General features: G+C 74.6%; 19 protein-coding genes. 8 read left to right on the top strand and 11 right to left on the bottom strand.

Annotated features, from left to right (window positions below; genetic code table 11):
- Positions 1-97: 97 nt before the first annotated feature.
- A complete protein-coding gene (locus AF335_RS30940) occupies positions 98-1,738 on the top strand; it encodes a carboxylesterase/lipase family protein (RefSeq protein ID WP_102921922.1) in 1,641 nt (546 codons plus the stop codon).
- 56 nt (positions 1,739-1,794) lie between these two features.
- The gene (locus AF335_RS30945) at positions 1,795-3,369 is read left to right on the top strand and encodes an ATP-dependent DNA ligase (RefSeq protein WP_102921746.1); all 1,575 of its coding nucleotides are present in this window, start codon (positions 1,795-1,797) and stop codon (positions 3,367-3,369) included.
- 24 nt (positions 3,370-3,393) lie between these two features.
- Here the strand turns inward: AF335_RS30945 and AF335_RS30950 are convergent, their stop codons facing one another.
- The 3 genes from AF335_RS30950 to AF335_RS30960 form a co-directional block, all read right to left on the bottom strand.
- Positions 3,394-5,388, bottom strand: a complete 1,995-nt coding sequence (locus tag AF335_RS30950) for a glycoside hydrolase (RefSeq protein WP_102921747.1) — start codon at positions 5,386-5,388, stop codon at positions 3,394-3,396.
- Between the two features lie 115 nt (positions 5,389-5,503).
- Positions 5,504-6,610 (bottom strand): glycosyltransferase family 4 protein, encoded by a 1,107-nt coding sequence (locus tag AF335_RS30955; protein ID WP_102921748.1) that lies wholly within the window; start codon positions 6,608-6,610, stop codon positions 5,504-5,506.
- Positions 6,611-6,765: 155 nt separating this feature from the next.
- Positions 6,766-7,176, bottom strand: a complete 411-nt coding sequence (locus AF335_RS30960) for an ankyrin repeat domain-containing protein (protein ID WP_102921749.1) — start codon at positions 7,174-7,176, stop codon at positions 6,766-6,768.
- Between the two features lie 392 nt (positions 7,177-7,568).
- On the opposite strand from AF335_RS30960, the gene AF335_RS30965 reads away from it, so the two are divergent.
- Both AF335_RS30965 and AF335_RS30970 read left to right on the top strand, forming a co-directional pair.
- Positions 7,569-7,763 carry a hypothetical protein gene (locus AF335_RS30965; protein WP_087929071.1) on the top strand — a complete coding sequence of 65 codons (195 nt, stop codon included), beginning with the start codon at positions 7,569-7,571 and terminating at the stop codon, positions 7,761-7,763.
- Between the two features lie 45 nt (positions 7,764-7,808).
- Positions 7,809-9,512 carry a hypothetical protein gene (locus AF335_RS30970; RefSeq protein ID WP_184743111.1) on the top strand — a complete coding sequence of 568 codons (1,704 nt, stop codon included), beginning with the start codon at positions 7,809-7,811 and terminating at the stop codon, positions 9,510-9,512.
- On the opposite strand, the gene AF335_RS30975 is transcribed toward AF335_RS30970, so the two are convergent.
- Positions 9,500-11,008, bottom strand: a complete 1,509-nt coding sequence (locus AF335_RS30975; protein ID WP_102921750.1) for an SCO1417 family PLP biosynthesis transcription factor — start codon at positions 11,006-11,008, stop codon at positions 9,500-9,502. The two genes, AF335_RS30970 and AF335_RS30975, sit on opposite strands and share 13 nt — an antisense overlap.
- Before the next feature lie 264 nt (positions 11,009-11,272).
- Here AF335_RS30975 and yczE point away from each other — a divergent pair, with 264 nt between their 5' ends.
- Positions 11,273-11,980 (top strand): membrane protein YczE, encoded by a 708-nt coding sequence (gene yczE, locus AF335_RS30980; protein WP_244927220.1) that lies wholly within the window; start codon positions 11,273-11,275, stop codon positions 11,978-11,980.
- Positions 11,981-12,237: 257 nt separating this feature from the next.
- Positions 12,238-12,612 (top strand): RNA polymerase-binding protein RbpA, encoded by a 375-nt coding sequence (locus AF335_RS30985; protein ID WP_087929069.1) that lies wholly within the window; start codon positions 12,238-12,240, stop codon positions 12,610-12,612.
- A gap of 284 nt (positions 12,613-12,896) precedes the next feature.
- Here AF335_RS30985 and fxsA read toward each other — a convergent pair whose 3' ends face one another.
- The 5 genes from fxsA to AF335_RS31010 form a co-directional block, all read right to left on the bottom strand.
- A complete protein-coding gene (gene fxsA / locus AF335_RS30990; protein ID WP_102921751.1) occupies positions 12,897-13,472 on the bottom strand; it encodes an FxsA family membrane protein in 576 nt (191 codons plus the stop codon).
- Between the two features lie 86 nt (positions 13,473-13,558).
- Positions 13,559-14,320, bottom strand: a complete 762-nt coding sequence (locus AF335_RS30995; RefSeq protein ID WP_102921752.1) for a polyprenol monophosphomannose synthase — start codon at positions 14,318-14,320, stop codon at positions 13,559-13,561.
- The gene (lnt, locus tag AF335_RS31000; RefSeq protein ID WP_102921923.1) at positions 14,317-15,993 is read right to left on the bottom strand and encodes an apolipoprotein N-acyltransferase; all 1,677 of its coding nucleotides are present in this window, start codon (positions 15,991-15,993) and stop codon (positions 14,317-14,319) included. The genes AF335_RS30995 and lnt overlap by 4 nt, the downstream gene beginning before the upstream one ends.
- Positions 15,994-16,526: 533 nt before the next feature.
- Positions 16,527-18,188 (bottom strand): amidohydrolase, encoded by a 1,662-nt coding sequence (locus tag AF335_RS31005; protein ID WP_102921753.1) that lies wholly within the window; start codon positions 18,186-18,188, stop codon positions 16,527-16,529.
- A 127-nt stretch (positions 18,189-18,315) separates the two neighbouring features.
- Positions 18,316-18,759: an Lrp/AsnC family transcriptional regulator gene (locus AF335_RS31010; protein ID WP_087929064.1), complete on the bottom strand. Its 444-nt coding sequence runs from the start codon at positions 18,757-18,759 to the stop codon at positions 18,316-18,318.
- A 196-nt stretch (positions 18,760-18,955) separates the two neighbouring features.
- On the opposite strand from AF335_RS31010, the gene AF335_RS31015 reads away from it, so the two are divergent.
- Positions 18,956-19,327, top strand: a complete 372-nt coding sequence (locus tag AF335_RS31015; RefSeq protein WP_102921754.1) for a hypothetical protein — start codon at positions 18,956-18,958, stop codon at positions 19,325-19,327.
- 40 nt (positions 19,328-19,367) lie between these two features.
- Here AF335_RS31015 and AF335_RS34285 read toward each other — a convergent pair whose 3' ends face one another.
- Both AF335_RS34285 and AF335_RS31020 read right to left on the bottom strand, forming a co-directional pair.
- Positions 19,368-19,604 (bottom strand): hypothetical protein, encoded by a 237-nt coding sequence (locus AF335_RS34285; protein WP_146045651.1) that lies wholly within the window; start codon positions 19,602-19,604, stop codon positions 19,368-19,370.
- Positions 19,605-19,700: 96 nt separating this feature from the next.
- Positions 19,701-20,873, bottom strand: a complete 1,173-nt coding sequence (locus tag AF335_RS31020; protein WP_102921755.1) for an acyl-CoA dehydrogenase family protein — start codon at positions 20,871-20,873, stop codon at positions 19,701-19,703.
- 358 nt (positions 20,874-21,231) lie between these two features.
- Here AF335_RS31020 and AF335_RS31025 point away from each other — a divergent pair, with 358 nt between their 5' ends.
- On the top strand, positions 21,232-22,530 hold the full coding sequence (locus AF335_RS31025) for a glycoside hydrolase family 18 protein (RefSeq protein WP_102921756.1): 1,299 nt from the start codon (positions 21,232-21,234) through the stop codon (positions 22,528-22,530).
- Positions 22,531-22,924 lie beyond the last annotated feature (394 nt).

The raw sequence follows: 22,924 nt of genomic DNA on the forward strand, positions 1-22,924 counted from the left end.
TACGGGAGTTCTGCGAACAGGTGAGCACGGAGGGACCGGGGTACGTACCTGGGCGCTCGGGCCACTCGTGGGCCCCCAGCCGCCGAAGGACGTCATCATGCCGGAATCCCGTCCGCCACGACGCCGGGGCGGCGCGCTGTGCGCGCTGGTCCTCGCGCTGTCCTCCCTCCTCACCGCCGCCGGCACCGCCCCGGCGGCGGACGCCGCCGCGCGCGGGCCGGGTGACGACAGACCGGTCGTCACCACCGATCACGGGCCCGTGCGCGGCCGGTCCCACGGCACGTACGACACCTTCGAGGGGATCCCCTTCGCCGCGCCGCCGACCGGACCGCTGCGCTGGCGCGACCCGCGGCCCGCGCCGTCCTGGCACGAGGCGCGCGACGCGGGCGCGCCCGGCCCGCAGTGCCCGCAGTTCCCGGTGCTCGCTCCCGGCCCGGCGACCGGCTCGGAGGACTGTCTCACCCTGAACGTCACCACCCCGTCCGGCCGGGCCGCCGGCCGGGGCCGGCCCGTCATGGTGTGGGTGCACGGCGGCGGCTTCCAGTTCGGCTCGGGCTCCCCGTACCGGGCCGAACGCCTCGCCGTCCAGGGCGACACCGTGGTCGTCACGGTCAACTACCGGCTGGGCGTGCTCGGCTTCTTCGGCCACCCGGAGCTGCGCGGCGCCACGAACTTCGGCCTCGCCGACCAGCGGGCGGCGCTGCGCTGGGTGCGGGCCAACGCGGCCCGCTTCGGCGGCGACCCGGGCCGGGTGACGCTGTTCGGCGAGTCCGCCGGTTCGCTGAGCACCTGCGCGCACCTCACCTCGCCCGGGTCCGCGGGGCTCTTCCAGCGGGCCGTGCTGCAGAGCGGGTCCTGCAGCACCGGGTTCCCGCGCGGCGCCATTCTTCCGACGCAGCCCCGCTACCAGCCGTTCGTGCCACGGAGCCGGACGGAGGCGGCGGGCGCCGCCGCGGCCGCCACGCTCGGCTGCGCGCGTCCGGGCGGGACGCTCGACTGCCTGCGCCGCCTGGGCACCGACAAGCTGGTGACGCCCGAGCTGATGGAGAAGTTCTCCCTCGTCTCCTACGGTGGCGGCGGACTGCCCCTGCGGCCCGACCGGGCCCTGGAGAAGGGGCGCTTCCACCGCGTCCCGGTGGTGCAGGGCACCAACGAGGACGAGATGCGGCTCTTCCTCGCCCTGACGCAGTCGACGAACCCGATCCATGACGCGCGCGCGTACCGGGCCCGGCTGACCTACTCCTTCGGCACCTCGGCGACGGCCGTCGAGAAGCGGTACCCGTTGCGGTCGTACGCCTCGCCGGGGCTGGCCTGGGCGGCCTTGCTGTCCGACGCCTCGTTCACCTGCGGCGCGCTGCGGGCGGACCGCGCGCTCGCCGCGCACGTGCCCACGTACGCCTATCTGTTCGGTGACGTGAACGCGCCGCGGATGGCGGAGCTGCCGGCGGTGGACGGCTATCCGTACGGGGCGGCGCACGGCTTCGAGATGCCGTACCTGTTCCCGATGGAGACCGTGCCGGCGTTCTCCCCGGAGCAGCGCGCGCTGGCGGACCGCATGACGGGCTACTGGACCCGGTTCGCGGCCACCGGCGACCCGAACTCCCCGGGCGCGCCCGGCTGGCCCCGCTCCGGGCGCGGGGCGACCGTGCTGTCGCTGGCGCCGGGCGCGGGCGGGATCCGTCCGGTGGACGCGGCCGCCGCGCACCAGTGCGGGTTCTGGGACCGGCTGGCCCGCTGAGCGCGGGCGGCCCCGCCCGCCCTGCGCGGCGGGCGGGGCCGTAGCACGATGGGGGAATGCTCCTGGCCGAGGTCGCCCGTGTGTCCGACGAGGTCGCCGCGACGCGCTCGCGGTCGGCGAAGACCGCTCTGCTGGCCGGTCTCTTCCGGACGGCGGACCCCGAGGAGGCGCCGGTCGCCCTCACCTATCTGGCGGGGCGGCTGCCGCAGGGCAGGGTGGGCGTCGGCTGGAGCGTGCTGCGCGAGGCCCCGGCGCCCGCGGCGGCCCCGACGCTGACGGTCCGCGAGGTGGACCGGGCCCTCGGCTCGATCGCGGCGGTGGCGGGCAAGGGGGCGCAGACGGAACGCCGGCGGCGGGTGGCCGCGCTGCTGGGCGCGGCCACCGAGCGGGAGCAGCGGTTCCTGCGCGCGCTGCTCGGCGGTGAGCTGCGGCAGGGCGCGCTGGACGCCCTGGCCGTCGAGGGGCTCGCGGCGGCCTCGGGCGCGGACCCGGCCGCCGTGCGGCGGGCCGTGATGCTCGGCGGGTCGCTGGGCGCCGTGGCGCGGGAGCTGCTGGCCCGCGGTCCGGCGGCGCTGGCGGGCTTCCGGCTGGAGGTGGGGCGCCCGGTGCTGCCGATGCTGGCGCATACCGCCGGGAACGTCGAAGAGGCGCTGGAGCGGCTCGGCCCCTGCGCGGTGGAGGAGAAGCTCGACGGGATCCGGGTGCAGGTGCACCGGGACGGCGACGTGGTGCGGATCTGGACCCGCACCCTGGAGGAGATCACCGAGCGGCTGCCCGAGCTGGTCCGGGTGGCGCGGGAGCTGCCGGTGACGTCCGCGGTGCTGGACGGCGAGGTGATCTCGCTGGACGGGGACGGCCGGCCCCGGCCCTTCCAGGAGACGGCGGGCCGGGTCGGTTCCCGGCGGGACGTGGCGGGGGCGGCCGTGACGGTGCCGCTGTCGCCGGTCTTCTTCGACCTGCTGGCGGTGGACGGCCGGGACCTCCTGGAGCTGCCGGTCGCCGAGCGCCACGCGGAGCTGGCGCGCGCGGTGCCGGAGCCGCTGCGCGTACGGCGGCTGGTGGTGACCGACACGGCGGACGAGGGCGACCGCGAGGCGGCGCGGGGGTTCGCGGAGGACGTGCTGCGGCACGGTCACGAGGGCGTGGTGGTCAAGGCGCTGGACGCGCCGTACAGCGCGGGCCGGCGCGGGGCGTCCTGGCTGAAGGTGAAGCCGGTGCACACCCTGGACCTGGTGGTGCTGGCCGCGGAGTGGGGGCACGGGCGGCGCACCGGGAAGCTGTCCAACCTGCATCTGGGGGCGCGGTGCGAGGACGGCTCGTTCGCGATGCTCGGCAAGACGTTCAAGGGGCTGACGGACGCGCTGCTGGAGTGGCAGACCGGGCGGCTGCGGGAGCTGGCGGTGGACGACGACGGGTTCGTGGTGCGGGTGCGCCCGGAGCTGGTCGTGGAGATCGCCTACGACGGTGTGCAGCGGTCCTCCCGGTATCCGGCGGGGGTGACGCTGCGGTTCGCGCGCGTGCTGCGGTACCGGGAGGACAAGACGGCGGCGGAGGCGGACACGGTGGCCACGGTGACGGCCGGGCTGCCCGCGCGGGCGGGTGCCACCCCGCCGCCGGACGGGCCCGGCTGAGCCCGCCCGGCCGGGCGGGGCGGGTCAGCCCGCGTTCACGGTGTCCGGGCAGAGGCGGCGCGGCGCCTCGTCGCCGCGGAGCCGGGCGTCGACGCAGCCGGCCGGCAGGCCGTCGTGCGCGGTGGTGCCGAAGTTCGCGGTGACGGTGAGGGTGCCGTCGCCGAAGACGGTCCGCTGGACGGTGCGGTCGGCGGTCAGGGTGCGGAAGCCGGTCATCGGTTCGGTGCCCGCGGCCTCGTGCAGGGGCTTGAAGTACTTCTGGAGCGCGGCCAGCTCGCCGCCCCGCCGGTCGAGGGAGTCGCCGTCGAGGACGAAGTTCAGCGGGGTGTTGTAGAGCATCGCCAGCAGGGCGCGGGTGGTCTTCTGGCGGGGCAGCTTGTCGTAGGACAGCTCCCAGCGCTCGGTGTTGACGAGGGAGTCGTGCAGCGCGGTCTCGTAGAGCGGGACGCGGTACGCGGGGTCGTACATCGCCTTGGCGACGGCCTCGGGCAGCTCGGCGGGCTTGAAGAAGATCCCGGGCGCCTTGGCGGGGGCGTAACCGCCCCATTTCTCCTTGTCCTTCTGGGCCTTCCACAGGCCGTCGGCGACCGGGGTGCCGGAGCCGTGGTCGAAGGCGAGCACCTGGTTGGACCAGGCGCCCGCGGACTCGGAGCCGAGCACGAGGCCCCGGTCGGTGAGGCGCTTCATACGGGCGAGCCGGTTGGCGCGGTCGCGGGCCCGGTCCATGGGGTGGGCGGTGCTGTGGTCGCGGAAGAGCTCGCCGGCGGCGTCGACGTCGAGGAAGTAGCTGTCGGCGCCGTTGGCGGTCATCTTCCGGGTGCGGTCGGCGAGGTGGTGGCGGGTGGGTTCGGCCTGCTCGAACGCCTCGGAACTGAGGTAGCAGCCCCGGTCGTGGAAGCCGGGTTCGGGCTTGCCGTCGGCGCCCCGGACGCAGAAGTCGGGGTAGACGGTGCCGGGCCAGACGGAGGTGGGGGCGTCGGAGGTCTTCGGGTCCTGCCCGTTGGCGAAGGAGTCGTACGGGCCGACGAGGTAGCCGGCCTTCTTGGCGGCGGTGACGGCGGCGGCGTCCATGGGCTTGTCGTCGGCGTCGTAGCCGAGCCACATCCGGTCCACGCCGAGCGCGCGCAGCTTGCGGACGCCGTCGGCGGTGCGGGCGTCGCCCCACAGATAGGCGTGGAAGGCACCGAGCAGCTTCTTGGTGGCGGGGACGGCCTCGGCCTTGCGGCGGAGGCTGCCGAGCTGTCCGTTCTCCTTGAGCCAGGCGCGGTAGTCGACGGCGGGTGCGACGGGTGAGCCGTCGGTGAGGCTGAGGGCGACGGTGTATTCCGTGGTGCCCTCGGCGCGGGAGAAGCGGTGGGTGGCGGTGGTGCGCAGCCGCCCGCCGTCGGAGGTCAGCCGCAGCGAGGTGCCGATGTCGGTCGGCACCAGGTAGCTCGCGCCGGTCCGGTCGCCGAGCGCGTAGCCCCACAGCGGCATGGACAGGGCCGAGTCCATGGCCAGGTCGGCGTCGGTGAGCTGGGCGTCGGCGGAGTTCCAGAAGGGGTCGGCCACGGGGAGGGAGAGTCCTTCGCCGCGCGGGAGCTGCACGGCGGAGGAGGCGCGGTCGGTGCCGGTGACGGGCCAGGCGAGGGTGCGGTCGGCGGCGCCCGCCGAGGTGACGGAGACCAGCAGCCGGCCGTGGTCGGCGCGGGCGGTGACGGTCAGCCCGGCGGCCGGGTAGGACCAGCGGGCGCCGTCCCGGGTGGTGGTCACCGGCCCCGGGGCGCCGGGGTTCCCGGCCGCGGGGGCGGACAGCTCCACCGCGGTCCCGGCGGCGGTGCGGGCGGTCACGCGCAGGGTCGCGGTGTCGACGGTGGCGGTGCCGCCCCGGACCGGGACGTCCACGAGGTGGCCGTGCACGCGGGTCTGCGCGGAGTGGGGCGCGGCGTGGGCGGGCGCGGCGAGGGAGACGCACGGGAAGGTGGCCGCGAGTGCCACGGCGGCGGCACGGACGGTGCGGCGGGAGGTGAAGGAGTGCATGGGGAGTTGATAGCGGGCGGTTCTAAGAGGAACTTAATAGCGGCCTCGCACGGCCCTCGTGACGGCGTGCGGGCGGGCGGCCGGGAACGGGCCGAACTCGGCCTCCCGGCCCGTGTCATGGCGGCCGGACGGCCGTGGGGAGGACCCGGTCGGCACGCGCCCGCCATGTATGATGCTCCGTCAGTCTCCGGTGTGCCGCCTCGCCGAGGGCGGCGCGGGCCCCGGGGTCGGCGGCCAGCCGGGTGACGGCCTCGGCCCAGGCGGCGACGTCGTCGGGCGGCCGCAGCAGGCAGTCGACACCGTCGGACAGCACCTCCCGGAGGGCGGGCAGGTCGGAGGCGACGATGGCCTTGCCGTGCGCCATGGACGCGAAGAGGTCCATGGCGCACGGGCCGGTCCCGTGCGCCCGGCCGGTCACCGGCTGGTACGGCAGGAGGGCGATGTCGAAGGCCCGGCGGTAGGGGTCCAGCCGGGAGGGCGGCCGGTGGGCGTGGACGTGCACGTTGGCGCCGCGGCACCGGTGTTCCCAGCGGGAGCGGTCCGCTCCGGAGCCGCCGACGAGGTGGAAGTCGAGGCCGGGGAGGCGGGCGGCGAGCGCGAGGACGACGTCGGCCTCCCGGCCGGCGCCCGGGCGGCCGACGTAGCCGGCCCGTAACGCCCGGGGGCGGCCCGGCAGCGCCGCCACGGGGCCGGCGGGCGGCGGGTCGGCACAGTCGGCGGCGGTGACCGCAGCCACCCCCGAGCGGGCGAGTTCCGGGAAGGCCCGGTGGTAGTCGTCGGCGAGGTCCTGGGTGACGAAGACGACGCGGGTGAGGCCACAGGTGCGGAACAGCATCCGTTCGACGGCCCGGAAGGTATTGCTCCGCCGCAGCGCGTGGGTCTCGTAGACCAGGGGCGCCAGGCCGGAGGCGGCGAGCAGGGCGTACGGGTCACGCCCGTAGAGCAGGTCGGGGACGCCCCGGCGCAGGAGCTCGTCCCGTATCCGCCGGGCGCGCAACAGGGGCCCGAGGGCGGCGCCCGCGGCGGGCGCCGGGACGGCGCAGACGGCGAAACGGTTGCGGGTGCCGTGGCAGGCGTGGACGTCGGTGCGCGCGGCGCCCCGGAGGGCGTAGAGGGCGACCTCGTGCCCGGCGTCGGCGAAGGCGTCGCACATGCGCATGACGTGCACCCCGTCGGCGTGGACCGACGGCACGCTCCCGTGGTGCAGATAGGCGATCCGCATGGCGGTGACCTCCCGGGCGGTGCGCCGACGGCGAACGGCCCGTCCGCCGGGGCCATTCGCTCAGGGGGAGCGCCCCGGGCGGAAGACCGCGAACGAGCCATCGGCGGCGCCCTTCCCGCCCCGGTCCGTCGCGGGAAGGGCGCCGCGCGCGGGGGTCACTGGCCCCGGAAGAGCTCCAGGAGGTCCTGCCGGCCGAAGACCCCGGCGGCCTCGACGGCCGACGGGGTGCCGGCCGCCGGGTCGGCGCCGTGCGCGAGGAGGGTGCGGACGATCTCGTCCTCGCCCTTGAAGACGGCGCCGGCCAGCGGCGTCTGACCCCGGTCGTTGGTGCGGTCGGCGTCGGCGCCGCGCTGGAGCAGGGCCAGGACGGCGTCGAGGTGGCCGTGGTAGGCGGCCAGCATGATGAGCGAATCGCCCCTGTCGTTGGTGAGGTTCACCGGAACGCCCGCGTCCACATAGGCGGCGAGGGTATCGGTGTCCCCGTGTCGCGCCAGGTCGAACACCTTGGCCGCGAGCTGGAGCACCTCGGGGTCGTGTGCGGGCTCGGTGGGGGTCTGCTCGGTCATGGTCTGCGGTCCTCCGGGGTCGGCGCCTGGCTGCGTTCGTCACGTGAGTGCTGCCCTACCCTACGTACGCCCGGTCACACGAGAACCGTGGGCACCACCGGCGCGCGTCGCCCTCCCGGCGGGGGCGCGGACGCGGCCGTCCGGGTGATTCCCGGGCCCTCCCGGCGGGCGCGGCAAGGGCCGTGGCACGCGCGGCGGTGATCGTCGCGGGGCGCGTTTCGGGCCGTGTTCCCGGGCTTCGGCCCCGCGCCCGCCGGTGCCCCCGGCGTAGGTGATCAAGCGGGGTGCGGCGGGGAGCAACCCAAGTCCGCTTTTGCCGAATTAGTACTTTCTGTGAGGCTTAAGGAACTCGCGGTGACCGTCCCGACCACCCCGGCCCCCAGGAGAACGTCATGATCCTGTCCATCTCCGGCGTCATGCTGTTCGGTGTCGTCGCCTTCCTGTTCTTCCGCAAGGACGGCCTGAAAGCCTCCCACGGCATCGTGTGCGCCCTGTTCGGCTTCTACCTCTCGACCACGGCCATCGCCCCCAGCATCAAGGCGGGCAGCGCGAGCCTCGCGGGCCTCCTGGGCGGCCTCAAGTTCTGACGGCCGTCCCGCCACCGTCCTCCGCACCGACACCAGGAGACCGACGTGGGCCGGCGAGCTCTGCCCAGCAGTCTGACCGGCGGCGCCTCCCTCGCGCGCGGCCGGGACTTCGCCCGCACCGCCGCCGACAGCACGGCGGACATGCTCCACCCGCTGCTCACCATCGGCCGGGGACTGCACGCCCTCGGCACGGGCGGGCTGCGGCGCTGGGCGCGGACCCCCCGGGACCGGCGCGGGCCCACGCTGCTGCTGACGGCCTCGTGCCTGGTCATCGTGGCGCTGCTGCCCTACGGGCCGATGCTGTCCGCGGTCGCCTTGATGGCGGCGGCCGCCTGGGCCGGCCGGGAGCGCGGGTCCGCCGCCGCGGCGGACGCCGTCGACGAGGAGAGCTGCCACGCGCGCCTCCAGACCGTGTACGAGTCCCTCGTGCCGTACCTCACCGTGCCGGAGGACCCGGATCCGCTCTACGCCCACGGAGGCGGCTGGCAGCGGGCGTTCACGGAGTACGAGTTCGACCACCTCGGCCGGCTGGTCTCCCTCCAGCTGCGCTACCCGGCCTACTTCACCGACGGCGAGCCCGAATCGCGGGCCAAGGTGGAGCAGTTGCTCCGGCTCAAGGCGGGGCGCGGCCGGGAGTACCGCTTCGACTGGGAGGAGGAGGACAACCACCTCACGCTGAGCGCGCTGCCCCCGCTGCCGACCGACATCCGGGCGCAGCGGTTCGTGACCGTGCCGGGCGAGGCCGTGCTCGGCTTCACCGACCCGTGCTCCGTCCAGCGCACCCTGCCGGTGACCGACGACACCGGGACCCGGGACGTCCCGCCCGTCGTCTGGCGCACCGGGCAGCGCTCCACGGAGCCGCACCTGCTGGCCCTCGGACGGTCCGCCGCCGGCACCACGACGCTGCTGCGCTCGGTGGCGCTCCAGGCGCTGCACCACGGGGACGTGCTGGTCGTCGACGGCGGCGGCACGGGCGAGTACGCGTTCCTGCTCGGCCGGGAGGGGGTGCTGGCCGTGGAGTCCGCGCCCGCCGGCGCCCTGGCCACCCTGGAGTGGGCCTGCCACGAGACGGAGCGGCGGATCCTCGCCGCCCACCAGGCCCGGCAGCTGGGCCGCCCGGTACCGGAGGACGTCCGCCGGCCGCTGTGGATCCTCGTCGACCGGCCCACCTCGCTCAGCCACCTCGCCGCAGGCGAGGGCCGGCCCGACCCCCAGGAGTTCCTCCAGGTGCCGCTGCGCCGCGGGCGGGTCGCGAACGTCACGGTCGCCGTGGCCGAGCACCTCGACAACGCGGGCCTGATCGCCGAGCCGGTACTCGCCCACACCCGGGCGCGGGTCGTGCTCGGCGCGGTCACCCCCGGGCAGGTGCGCACCGCGCTCGGCGCGCCGCCGCCCACCACACCGCCCCCGGACGTGCCACCGGGCCGCGGTTACGCCCGGCTGGGCTCGGGGCCCGTCCTCCGCGTCCAGGTGCCGGCCACCCCGGACCCGTACGCCCAGGACACGGGGGAGCACGAGCGCCGCGCGGTGCTGGCCCTGTTGCCGGAGCCGTGCGTGCCGGTGCCGTACGGGACGGTGTCGTACGGGACGGAGCCGCACACCCCGCCGGCCGGGGCGGAGTACGCGGCCGACGGGTATCCGGCCGACGCGTACCCGAACGACGGGCACGGGACGGACGGATACCCGGACAGGGAGTCCCCGGGCGGGCCGGGTGGTGCCGGCGGGCCGGTGCGGCTTCAGGCCACGTAGGTGCGCGGCGCCTCGACGGCGGCGGTCGCCCCGCTCGCCACCCGGTGGGCGGCCTCGGCCAGCCGGCTCGCGGCCTCCTCCGCCACCGCCCCGGAGACGGTGAAGGGCAGCCGGACGTACCCCTCGAAGGCCCCGTCCACCCCGAACCTCGGCCCCGAGGGCACCCGCACCCCCAGCCGCTCCCCCGCCTCGGCGATCCGCGAGCCCGACAGGCCGCCGGTGCGCACCCACAGCGTCAGGCCGCCGTGCGGCACGGTGAACTCCCAGTCGGGCAGGTGGCGCCGCACCGCGCCGACGACCGCCGCGCGGTTCTCCCGCGACGTGGCGCGCCGTATGTCGACGGCGGCGTCCCAGCCCTCGGTGGTCAGCAGCCAGGTCACGGCGAGCTGCTCCACGACGGGCGTGCCCAGGTCGGCGTAGGCGCGGGCGGCGACGAGGCTGCGGATGATGTCGGGCGCGGCGCGCACCCAGCCGATCCGCAGCCCGGCCCAGAAGGACTTGCTGGCGGAGCCGACGGTGACGACGGCGCTGCCCGCCGGGTCGAAGGCGCAGACCGGCCGGGGCATGTCGACGTCGTCGTCGAGCAGCAGGTCCGTCATCGTCTCGTCGGCGATGAGCACGGTGCCCGCCGCGCGGGCCGCCTCGACCAGGTCCCGGCGCTGCTCCTCGGTGGCCAGGGCGCCGGTCGGGTTGTGGAAGTCGGCGATCACATAGGCCATGCGGGGCGCGGCGTCGCGCAGCACCTGGCGCCAGGCGGGCAGGTCCCAGCCCGTGAGCCGGTCGCCCATCGCGACGGGCACCAGCCGGGTGCCCGCCTCACGCATGAGCTGGAGAACGTTGGCGTACGAGGGCGACTCCACGGCGACCCGCTCGCCGCGCCCGGCCATCAGCCGGCAGATCGCGGCGACGCCGCCCATGGCACCGGTGGTGACCATGATCTGCTCGGGCATCGTCGGGATGCCCCGCGCGGTGTAGCGGTCGGCGAGGGCCTGGCGCAGGGAGGGCAGGCCGGCCGGGTAGTCGCCGTGGGTGTGGGCGTAGGGCGGCAGCTCCTCGAGGGCGCCCTGGAAGGCGCGGGTCAGCCAGGGCTCGGGGGCGGGCAGGGCCGCGCACCCGAGGTCGATGACGGAGCCGACGGCCTCCGGGGGCAGCGGGTCGAGGCCGCGGGTGGGCAGCGGGTTCCCGGCGGGCACCGAGGTCCAGCTGCCGGAGCCGCGCCGGGACTCGAGGAAGCCCTCGCCGCGCAGCGCCTCGTAGGCCGCGGCGACCGTGGTGCGGCTGACGGCCAGGGCGGCCGCGAGCTCGCGCTCGGCGGGCAGGCGCGCCGCGACGGGCACGCGGCCTTCGAGGACGAGCAGCCGGATGCCGTCCGCGAGTGAGCGGTAGGCGGGCGACCGGCGGCCGCCGAACGGGGTGACGACGCCGTGCCCGCCGCCCTGGGAACCGAGGAGGCGCGCGAGCTTCTGCGCCCCCACCGAAGAAGTCCACTGGGTCATACTTCCGGTCCACCTTCCCGGGATTGGCCATGGATCATTCACCGATCCAGTCCACAGACTGTCATGGAGCAGGCCACTTGCACCACTGGCCTGCTCCATGACGTTCGCCTGCGCCACGTCATGACCCGTCATGGCCCGTCATGACCCACGACACGCCGCACGTCCGTGCCGCTCGCCGCCCCCGGGGCCGCGGGCGGCACGGACGTGCGGCGCCCTTCACGACCGGACCGGCCCGCGCGGCCGGCACGCACGACCAGCGAGGAGATTCCGTTGAGCACATCAGGGGGACCGGGCCCGGCCGGCCGGCTGCTTCGGCTGTACGTCGGACTGGGGCTGTACGGGGTGAGCGCGGCGCTCCAGCTGCGGGCGGGGCTCGGGCTGGCGCCGTGGGACGTCCTCAACCAGGGCGTGGCGCGCCACACCGGCCTGTCGATCGGAACCGCCTCGGTCGCCATCGGCGCCGTGGTGCTGCTGCTGTGGATACCGCTGCGGCAGCGGCCGGGGCTGGGGACGGTCTCCAACGTGCTGGTGATCGGCCCGGCCATGGACGCGACCCTGGCCCTGACCCCCGCACCGGGCTCGCTGTGGGCGCGGATCCCGCTGCTGGTCTTCGCTATCGCGCTCTGCGCGGTGGCGACGGGGCTCTACATCTCGGCGCGGTTCGGCGCGGGCCCGCGCGACGGGCTGATGACCGGTCTGCACCGGCGGACGGGGCGCTCGGTGCGGCTGGTCCGGACGTGCATCGAGGTGGTGGTGCTGGCGACCGGGTTCGCGCTCGGCGGCACGGTGGGCGTCGGCACGGTGCTGTACGCGCTGGCCATCGGCCCGCTGTCGCAGTTCTTCCTGCGCTTCTTCGCCACGCCGGAGCCCGCGGCGGACTCCGGTGCGACGGCGCCCGTGACACCCCCGGCGGGGACCGCCGCCGGGGCGTCCCCGGCGGTCACGGCGCGCGAAGTTCCGGACCTGGTTTAGGCACCCGGGTGACGGGCCGGTAGTGTACGCCTTCGACCCACCGGATGGACCGTTACTGCGCGCTAAACGGACAGAAACGCAGGGTGACATCCGTTGCCAGATGTGACAAAACGGGCGCTGGTGGGTACAACAAGGGGCGGCACGACGGGCGACGCATGTCCCTGAAACGGGAATCTTCACCGCCGACCGGACGTTGACCGGATGACGACGACAGCGACACCTGTCCTGTGGGCGACCAAGCCCGGGAGGCACGATTCATGAGTGAGCGAGCTCTCCGCGGCACGCGACTTGTGGTTACCAGCTACGAGACCGACCGCGGCATCGATCTGGCCCCGCGCCAGGCGGTGGAGTACGCATGCCCGAACGGGCATCGATTTGAGATGCCGTTCTCGGTAGAGGCGGAGATTCCGCCGGAGTGGGAGTGCAAGGCGTGCGGCGCCGTTGCACTCCTGGTGGACGGCGATGGTCCTGAGGAGAAGAAGGGCAAGCCCGCGCGTACGCACTGGGACATGCTCATGGAGCGGCGTACCCGCGAGGAGCTGGAGGAGGTGCTGGCCGAGCGGCTGGCCGTCCTGCGCTCCGGTGCCATGAACATCGCTGTGCATCCGCGGGACAACCGCAAGTCCGCCTGAGAGCGGCACTGAGAAGTACCACAAAGGGCCCGGGGCCACTGCGCGAGCAGTGGCCCCGGGCCCTTTGTGCGGCCCGTACGCCGTGCGGCGCGCCGGAAAAGGCGCCGACGGGGGTCCCGCGCGGTGCTCGGGCGGGCCCGGGTGGTCGCCGGCCTTCGGGCGACCGGCGGTCGTTCGTGACTTGGCGCCCGCGCGGCGCGGAAGGGGGCGCACCCTGTACGCCCCCTTCCGCGCCGCGCGGGCCCTCCCGGGCCCCGGAACTTCCCCGCCCGCCCCGGACTGCCTCAGCGAGGCAGCTGGGGGTCGTCCTGGCGCGGCGCCGGCGGCTGGTCGTCCCGGATGACCTCGCCCTGGACGACCTTGCCGTCCGGCTGCCTCATCCGTGCCTGCTGGAAGGCGTCCCCCAGGGTGCCGGGGGCCGCCGGGCGGCCCAGGCGCCGCTCCAGGCCCCTGCGCAGCAGCGCCCGGGTCGGCGGGAAGAGGCAGAGCAGGCCGGCGGCGTCGGAGAGCAGGCCCGGCAGGATGATCAGCAGTCCGCCGAGCATCGTCAGGCCGTTGCCCCCGCCCTCCGGCGCGGACTCGGTCACCGCGCCGCCCGGCTGGAGCGAGACGGTGAGCCGCTTCCAGGCCCGCCGGCCGGCCCGCTTGATCACATAGGACCCGGCGATCACGCCGCCGACGAGCAGGGCGAGGACGGTCAGTCCGCCCGCCGCGTCGGCGACCAGGGTCAGCAGCCAGATCTCCAGCACGGCCCAGATCGCCACGCCCAGCGGCACGAGCTTGCGGGCGCGTCCGCCGCGCCGGGGCGACCGGCCGTCCGTGGGCTGGTGGGAGGGCTGCCGAGGTGCTCCGAACGTCATGCCTCAAGTGTGCCTGGACCACGGCGGAACCCGGGTCCGGTACTTATGGGCCGCTTACGGCCGGACCGCTCGCGGCCCCCTCCCGGCTACTTGTTGCCGAGGACCTTGCCGACCCGTGAGCCGACGCCCCAGGACGTGACCCGCCACAGCGCCTCCGCGACGATGTCCCGGCTCATCTTGCTGTCGCCCAGCTCCCGCTCGACGAACGTGATGGGCACCTCCACCACGTGGAAGCCGGCCTTGACCGCGCGCCAGGCCAGGTCGACCTGGAAGCAGTAGCCCTGCGAGGCGACCTCCTCCATGCCCAGGCCCTCCAGGGTCTCCCGGCGGAACGCCCGGAAACCGCCGGTGACGTCGCGGATCGGCACGTCCAGCAGCAGCCGGGAGTAGGTCGAGCCGCCCCGGGAGAGGATCTCCCGGGACTTCGGCCAGTTCACCACCCGGCCGCCGGGCACCCAGCGGGAGCCCAGCACCAGGTCCGCGCCCTTGAGGGCGGTGAGCAGCCGCGGCAGCTCCTCGGGCTGGTGGGAGCCGTCGGCGTCCATCTCCACGAGGACGCCGTAGTCGTTGTCGAGGCCCCAGCGGAAGCCGGCCAGATAGGCGGCGCCGAGCCCCTCCTTGCCCTTGCGGTGCAGCACCTTGACCTGGTCGTCGTCGCCCGCCAGCTCGTCGGCCAGCTTGCCGGTGCCGTCGGGGCTGTTGTCGTCCGCGACGAGGACGTGCGCCTCCGGTACCGCCGACCGCACCCGGGCGACGATGGACTTGATGTTCTCCGCCTCGTTGTAGGTCGGAATGATCACCAAGGTCCTGCCGAGCGGACCGAATCTCCGCTGACCACCGTCGTTCACTGCTGCCCCTTCTCCTTCACGTCTCGCCTGTGTCCCCGACGGCCGATCAGGAACGCGGCCGCGCAGGACAGAAGGCCCACCATAGCGAGCGCCCATTCGGGGCCCGCACCCACTCGGTCGGCGACGGTGGCGCCGTCCCGCAGCGGGATGCGCGCCTGGATGACATCCCGGGTGAATTCCTCGCTCCGCTGGAGCACCTCGCCGTCGGGCGCGACCACGGCGCTGATGCCGCTGGTGGCCACCGTGACGACGGACCGGCCGTGCTCGACGGCCCGCAGCCGGGACATGGCGAGCTGCTGCTCGGGCTGGCCGGTGCGGCCGTACGTGGCGTTGTTGGTCTGGACGACCAGGGCGCGCGCGCCGGCCGTCACGGTGTCGCGGACGATCTCGTCGTAGGCCACCTCGAAGCAGATGACGTCGCCGAGCCGGGCCGGGCCGACCTGGAGCACCCCGGTGTGGTCGCCGGGGTAGAAGTCGCGCTGGACGCGCTGGAGGCGGGTGATGACCTTGCTGAGCTGGTCCCGGAAGGGGACGTACTCGCCGAAGGGCACGGGGTGCTGCTTGGTGTAGGAGGCGCCGGGTCCGGTCCTCGGGTCCCAGACGATGCCGTTGTTGTCGACGTAGCCGCTCTTGCCGGGGTGGTCGACGAGGGCGCCGACCAGGACCGGGACGCCGACCGCCTTGACGGCCTCCTCGATGCGGGCGTACGCCTGCCCGTACCGGAAGGGGTCCAGGTCGGAGGAGTTCTCCGGCCAGATCACCAGGTCGGGCTTGCGGGCACGGCCCTCCTTGATGTCCTTCGCCAGCGCGAGGGTGGCGTCGACATGGTTGTCGAGGATCATCATCGGGCGGCCCAGGAAGTCCATCCCCGGGTTCTGGACGTTGCCCTGGACCAGTGCGACGTCGACGGTGTCGTCCGCCCCGGTGGGGACGGGCACGGCGTAGCCGGCGAGCACCACGGCGGCGGCCAGGGCCAGGGCCTCCACACCGGGCAGCGCCGCCCGGACGGTGCCGGGGCCGCGGCCGGGTGCCTCGGGGTCCTCAGGAGTCGCGGAGCCGCCGAGGGCGCGCGGCCTGACCAGGGCGGCCACCGCGAAGGCCAGGAGCCCGCCCGCGAGGGCGACGGCGAAGGTGACCAGCGGGGCGCCGCCGAGGGCGGCGAGCGGGGTGAGGGGCGAGGCGGTGTTGGCGAAGGCCAGCCGCCCCCAGGGGAAGCCGCCGAACGGCAGCCGGTCCCGCGCCAGCTCCTCGGCCACCCACAGGCACGCGCCCCACAGCGGCCACGCGGGCAGCCGGGAGACGAGGGCCAGGCCCGCGCCGAGCACGGCGAGGAACAGCGCCTCGATGACGGAGAGGCCGACGACGGCGTCGTAGCCGACCACCCGCAGCCAGCGCAGCAGGACGAAGAAGAACGGCAGCCCGAGGGCGAAGCCCGTCCAGGCGCCCTGCCGAAGGGTGCGCCCGCGCGTGAGCAGGGCCAGGGCCGCGACCGCGAGCCCCGACAGCGGCCACAGGTCGTACGGCGGGAAGGACAGCGCGAGCGCGAGGCCCGCGAGCACCGCGAGCCCGGTCCGGGGCGCCTCACGGCGCACGAGCCGGCCGAAGCGGGTGATGCGGGAGGGACTCGGGGGGCGCGGGGCGTCGGGCGCGGCCTCGCCGACGGGCGCGGACATGTCGTCGGCGGTGGTTTCGGGACCCGGGGGCACGGTCGCGCCTTCCTGAAGCTGAGCGGTGATGAGCCGACCGTACAACGCTCCGGGGGCCCTCCGGAGGCTGGGCTCGGGTAAGTGCGCCCCCGCGCGCGAGGGGCGAATGGGGGCCCGGCGTCCTTCGGGCCGACCTGGGACCCGCTGGCTGCGGGTCGGCCTAGAGCCGTTGTCTACTGAACGTCCGGGCCCCACCCGGGTCGCACCTGCCGGCCTGGCGGAACCTTCCCTCGCCCCCGTGCGCTGGACCTGGCTGCCAGTGGCAGCGCGCCTCTCCGGCGCACCGCCCCATGGCCCAGCGGCGTTCGACGACTGTGTGGAGGTTCCCCGGCCGGACGTCCTGTGGTGGACGACGCCGAACCTACCCGCCGCCGACCGCACCCTGTCAACACCGCCACGACCTGGGCATATGCCCTAAATCAGCAGGTCAGTACGGCGAGTGATCACGCGCGGCGACAGGCCGACGGCACGTCGTTCGGCGGTACGCGGCGCGCGCCGTCTCACTCGTTCGGACCCCCGTGCGCCGAATACACCGTGCGGCCGCCCACGACTGTGCTGAGGCATACCGGGAGCGGAGTGCCGGGCGTGAGGTCGGGCAGGCCGGGCGTGCCGGAGCGCGGGTCCGTGGACCAGCTGGCGACGCGGTGGTCCGGCACCTGTACGACGAGGTCACCGGACTCCCAGACCGCGTAGTCGGCGGGCGCCCCGGGCACCAGGACGCCCGCGTCGTCCCGGCCGACGGCCCGCCAGCCGCCGCGGGTGTGGGCGGTGAAGGCGGCCCGTACGGAGATCCGGTGCCCGGGGGTGCGGTGGAAGGCGGCGGCGCGGACGGTCCCCCACGGGTCGAGCGGGGTGACCGGGCTGTCCGAGCCGAGGGCGAGCGGCACACCGGCGCGCAGCAGGGCCGCGTACGGGTTGAGGGTACGGGCCCGCTCCACGCCCAGGCGCTGGGCGTACAGGGCCTCGTCGCCGCCCCAGGCGGCGTCGAAGGCGGGCTGGACGGAGGCGGTGAGGGCGAGCTCGGCGAAGCCGGCGATGTGCTCGGGGGTGAGCATCTCGGCGTGCTCGACGCGGTGCCGGGCGGCGCGGACGCGGGCGAGCCCGAGCTTGTCCGCGGCGGCCCGTACGCCCTCGACGACGGCGGTGAGGGCGGCGTCGCCGATGGCGTGGAAGCCGGCCTGGAGGCCCGCCTCGGTGCAGGCGGCGACGTGGGCGGCGACGGCGGCGGCGTCGAGGTGGGCGGTGCCGGTGTGGCCGGCGTGCGGGCCGTCGGCGTAGGGCTCGTGCAGACAGGCGGTGTGCGAGCCGAGGGAGCCGTCGACGAAGAGGTCGCCGGCCGCGCCGATCGCGCCCAGTTCGCGGATCCGGCTCGCCTCGTTCGCGGATGCGATGGCCTCGGCCCAGTAGCCGACGACGCGGGGGCCGGGGCGGCCGGCCGCGAGGGCCAGCAGGGCGGTGAGGTCGTCGGTGCCGGAGATCTCCGGTCCGGCGCACTCGTGGAGGGAGCCGATGCCGAGCGAGGCGGCGCGGTCGAGGGCCGCGGCCTGCGCCTCGGCGCGCTGGCCGGGGGTGAGGCCGGCGTACGCGGCGGCCCGCACGGCGTGGTGCGCGTCACCGGTCAGCGGGGCGTCCAGCACCTGCCCGGGCAGCCCGGAGACGGCGGGGACCAGCTCGATCAGGGCGGTGGTGACGACGGCGGAGTGGACGTCGGCGCGCGTGAGGTAGAGCGGGCGGCCGCCGGTGGCCTCGTCGAGGTCGCGGCGGGACGGGGGCCTGCGCTCGGGCCAGGCGCTGGCGTCCCAGCCGTGGCCGAGCAGCACCCGGTCGGCGGGCCGGGCGGCCGCGTGGGCCCGGACGCGCGCCAGCGCGTCGGCGAGGGTGGGGACGCCGGTGAGGTCCAGGCCGGTGAGGGCGAGGCCGGTGGCGGTGGTGTGCACATGTGCGTCGGTGAACGCCGGGGTGACGAGCGCGCCGTCGAGGTCCACGACCTCGTCCACGCCGTCGGCGAAGGAGTCCGCCGCGCCTTCGGAGCCGACCCAGGCGACGCCGCCGCGCTCGACGACCATCGCGGTGGCGAAGGGGTCGGCGGGGCTGTGGACGGTGCCGTTGCGCAGCAGGACGGTTCGGGGTTCGTGGCCGGGCATGTCGGGGCGCTCACTCATGGGTTCAGTCTGACCCCCGTGCCGTGCCCCGCCGTCACCGGGGGCGGGCCGCCGCGCCGGTTCCGGCCACGGCGGGTCCGAGAACGCCTCGCGGACCGGACGGCGCGCCCCGGGGAGGCGGCGGGGGTCACCCCACGCGCGGCGGGCGGGCCTCGTACGGCGTGGACAGGACGATCGTCGTGCGCGTCGAGACCCCGGCCAGCGAGCGGATGTGCGCCAGCAGGTGCTCCAGCTCCAGCGGCGTGGCCACCCGGACCTTGAGGATGTAGTTCTCGTCGCCCGCGACGCTGTGGCACGCCTCGATCTCGGGGATCTCGGCGAGCCGGTCCGCGATGTCGTCCGGGGCGCTGGGGTCGAAGGGCTTCACCGAGATGAACGCGGTCAGGGGCAGCCCGACGGCCTCGGGGTCGACCACGGCCGCGTAACCGCGGATGACACCGCGCTGTTCGAGCCGGCGCACGCGCTGGTGCACCGCCGAGGTGGACAGGCCCGTGGCCTTCCCCAAGTCGGTGTAGCTCATCCGCCCGTCCTTGACGAGCAGCTCCACGATTTCTCTGTCCAGCTCCTCCACGCGGATCAACCTACTGGGTCATGGGCCGCCCGGCACAGTCGGCGGCCCGGACGCCCGCGCGGACCATGTGATGAACAACACGCCTATGCACCCGTGTCCTACCGGGTCGGGCGATTACCTGACACGCGACGAGGGAAGTGCTTGCTGTGGTCGAGGCCGAGGTGCCTGACCGGCCCATCCGAGGGGGAGAAAGAATATGCCCAGCCTGGAACGCCTCAATGAGGGCGACGGCAGCCTGTACGAGCCTTATGACATCACCGCGATGTTCCGGGTGACGTGCCCGGACTGCGCGCGTCCGATCGCGCTGCTCGCGGACGAGGACGTGCTTCCCGAGCACGCCCTGTGCCCGTCGCCGTGGAACCCCTTCGGGCTCACGGTCTGCGCCGGATCCGGCCGCGCCGTGGAGGAGGCGGCCCCGGTGGCGGAGTCGCTGGACTCCCAGGAGCTCGACACGGCCCTGCTGCTGACGCTGCCGGAGAGCCTGGACTGGCGCACCCAGCCCTTCTCCCACATCGGCGGCCCCGGCTCCCGCCCGCTCCGCGTCCCGGAGATGCGGCGCCGCGGCTGACGCCGCGCCCGGCCGGCGGGCCCGACGGCCCCGGAGTCCTTCATTTGCGGTGGCAGACGAACTGCCTGCTGCCGTCGTCACCGGTCTGGATCACGGCACTCGCGCACCCCTCGGGGCAACGGGGCGGCGCGGCGTACGCGCTGCGCCGCCGCTCCGGTGGGTGGACGCAGGCCGGGCAGTACCACAGCGGGGCGTACGGATAGGTGACGTCCCACCACATCGGCTGACGGCAGTGCGGGCACCTGACCAGAGGTGGCGTGCTCCGACCGGCGTTCATACGGGCATCGTCCCGTGCGGGCACCACCGGCGCCCCGGTGCGGAGCGGTCGTCACCCGATCGGGTGGAATGAGCCGCTCCGCCCTTGCGCCGCCGCTCAGCGGGACTCGGGTCCCGCGAGGTGGCGGGCGACGACCATCCGCTGGATCTGGTTGGTGCCCTCGACGATCTGCAGCACCTTGGCCTCGCGCATATAGCGCTCGACGGGGAAGTCCGCGGTGTAGCCGTAGCCGCCGAGCAGCTGGACGGCGTCGGTGGTCACGCGCATCGCCGCGTCCGTGCAGAAGAGCTTGGCCATGGCGGCCTGTTTGGAGAAGGGCAGGCCCGCGTCGCGCAGCCGGGCCGCGGCGAGGTAGAGGGCACGGCCCGCCTCGATCTGGGTGGCCATGTCCGCGAGCATGAAGCGCAGCCCTTGGAAGTCCGCGAGCGGGCGGCCGAACTGCCGGCGCCCGGCGAGGAAGGCCAGCGCCTCGTCCAGGGCGGCCTGGGCGATGCCGATGGCGCAGGCGGAGATGCCGAGCCGGCCGGAGTCCAGGGCGGACAGCGCGATCGCGAAGCCCTGGCCCTCCTCGCCGACGCGGCGCGCGTCGGGCACCCGGACGCCGTCGAAGTGCAGCTGGGCCGTGGGCGAGCCCTTCATGCCCATCTTCCGCTCCGGCGGCGCCGCCGTGAGGCCCGGCGCGTCGCCGGGCACGAGGAAGGCGGTGATGCCGTGGGCGCCCTCGCCGCCGGTGCGGGCGAGGACGGTGTAGAAGTCCGCGATCCCGCCATGGGTGATCCACGCCTTGGTGCCCTCGAGGGTCCAGGTGTCGCCGTCGCGGGTGGCACGGGTGCGCAGCGAGGCCGCGTCGGAGCCGGCGGACGGCTCGGAGAGGCAGTAGGCGCCGAGCAGGCCGCCGCCGAGCATCGCGGGCAGGTGCTCGGCCTGCTGCTCCTTGGTGCCGTAGCCCGCGAGGGCGTGGCAGGCCAGGGTGTGCACGCTGACCCCGAGGCCGACGGTGAGCCGGGTGGCCGCGAGCTCCTCCAGGACCTGGAGGTAGACCTCGTACGGCTGACCGCCGCCGCCGAACTCCTCGGCGTACGGAAGGGCGAGCAGCCCCGCGGTGGAGAGCAGCCGGAAGACCTCGCGGGGGAAGTGGCCCGCGTCCTCTTCCTCGGCGGCGCGCGGTTCGATCTCGCGCCGCACCAGGTCGCGCACGAGCGCGATCAGGTCCCGGGCTTCCTCGGTGGGCAGCTGACGCTCCACCGGCTGCGGGCCGTGGTCGGTCATGGCGGCGCTCTCCTCCCTGTCGGGCGCTGCGACGACGGGCGCGCAAGGGTGTGGCGCCGCCGGCGTGGTGCCTCAGCCATGATCGCTCGCCGGGTCACGGCACCCGATCACCTGTGGCTGTGGCGGGTTGGAGTATGCCTGATCGGCGGCTTGCCGTCACGGGTTGACAACTGCCCGGCCGCCCCTGACGAGGCTGTTTCCGGCTTCTGACGGATATGTGAACGCGATTGGTCCGAACCATTGACCGTACTGGTCTAGTCCTTCTACGGTTTCCCCACCGTTAAGCGCGTTCATGCCAAGCATGAGTGCAGGTCACCCCCCAGAATCTCTCCAACTCCCCACCCGGCGAGGAGAAACCATGCACCGACCGCACCTCGACGCCCCCCGGACCCACTCCCCCCGGCGCCCCCGCACGCTGTTCGCCGCCTTCGCCGCCGGCACCGCGCTGCTCGCCACGACCCTCTTCACGGGGGCCGCCTCGGCCAGCCCCGCGAACACGGCCCCCACAGCCCCCACGCCTGCGCCCGCGGCCGCCGCCGACGAGACGGCGGCCGGCCACCGCGTCGTCGGATATTTCACCAACTGGGGCGTCTACAGCCGCAATTACCACGTCAAGAACATCGAGACCTCCGGCTCGGCCGCCAAGCTCACCCACATCAACTACGCCTTCGGCAATGTGACCGGCGGCAAGTGCGCGATAGGCGACTCCTACGCCGACTACGACAAGGCGTACGACGCGGCCGGCAGCGTCGACGGCAAGGCCGACACCTGGGACGACGGCGCCCTGCGCGGCAACTTCAACCAGCTGCGAAAGCTGAAGAAGCTGCACCCCGACCTCAAGGTCGTCTGGTCCTTCGGCGGCTGGACCTGGTCCGGCGGCTTCGGCGAGGCCGCCAAGAACCCCGCCGCGTTCGCCGAGTCCTGTTACAAGCTGGTGGAGGACCCGCGCTGGGCCGATGTCTTCGACGGCATCGACATCGACTGGGAGTACCCCAACGCCTGCGGCCTGACCTGCGACACCAGCGGCCGGACGGCCTTCCGGGACGTGATGGCGGCGCTCCGGTCGAAGTTCGGCGCCAAGAACCTGGTCACCGCCGCGATCACCGCGGACGCCTCGGCCGGCGGCAAGATCGACGCCGTGGACTACGCGGGCGCCGCGCGCTACGTCGACTGGTACAACCCCATGACCTACGACTACTTCGGCGCCTGGGACGCGAAGGGCCCGACCGCCCCGCACTCCCCGCTCACCTCGTACAACGGCATCCCCAAGGCCGGCTACAACAGCGACGCCACCATCCAGAAACTCAAGTCGCTCGGCGTCCCCTCGTCCAAGCTCCTGCTGGGCATCGGCTTCTACGGCCGGGGCTGGACCGGAGTGACCCAGTCCGCCCCGGGCGGTACCGCGACGGGCCCCGCCTCGGGCTCCTCCGAGCAGGGCTTCGAGGACTACCGGATCCTCAAGTCGAAGTGCCCGGCCAACGGCACGGTGGGCGGAACGGCCTACGCCAAGTGCGGCAGCGACTGGTGGAGCTACGACACTCCGTCGACGATCGCGGGGAAGATGGCGTACAAGAACCAGCAGGGGCTGGGCGGAACGTTCTTCTGGGAGCTGGGCGGTGACACCGCCGACGGCGAGCTGATCAAGTCCATCGACTGACCCACGTCCGCTGATGTCCCGGAGGGACACGGCACCCGCGCGTCCCGGAGCGTCCGCCGGGGCACACCGGGCGGCGGCCACCGTGACACTTCCCGGTGGCCGCCGCCCGCCATTCCCTAACTCCCTACGAACGCGCGCACTTCCCGTGCGACCCCCGGGTCACTCAGCAGCTCGTTGTGCTTCGGACACCCCGCCACCCGGGTGTGCGGTCGGCCGGATAGCCGGCCGCCGTGAAGTCCCCCATCATCCGGTCCCACACACCGGGATCGGCGGCGGCACGGCGGCGGCCGGGGGCGGTGCCGCGCCGAGGGCAGCGCCAAGGACAGCAGCAGCCAGGCAGAGGGCCGAACCGGCGGTGAGGATGCGGCGCATGAGGCGGCCTCCCGGGTCCCGT

The sequence above is a fragment of the Streptomyces eurocidicus genome, from assembly GCF_002891295.1.
Classification (GTDB): domain Bacteria; phylum Actinomycetota; class Actinomycetes; order Streptomycetales; family Streptomycetaceae; genus Streptomyces; species Streptomyces eurocidicus.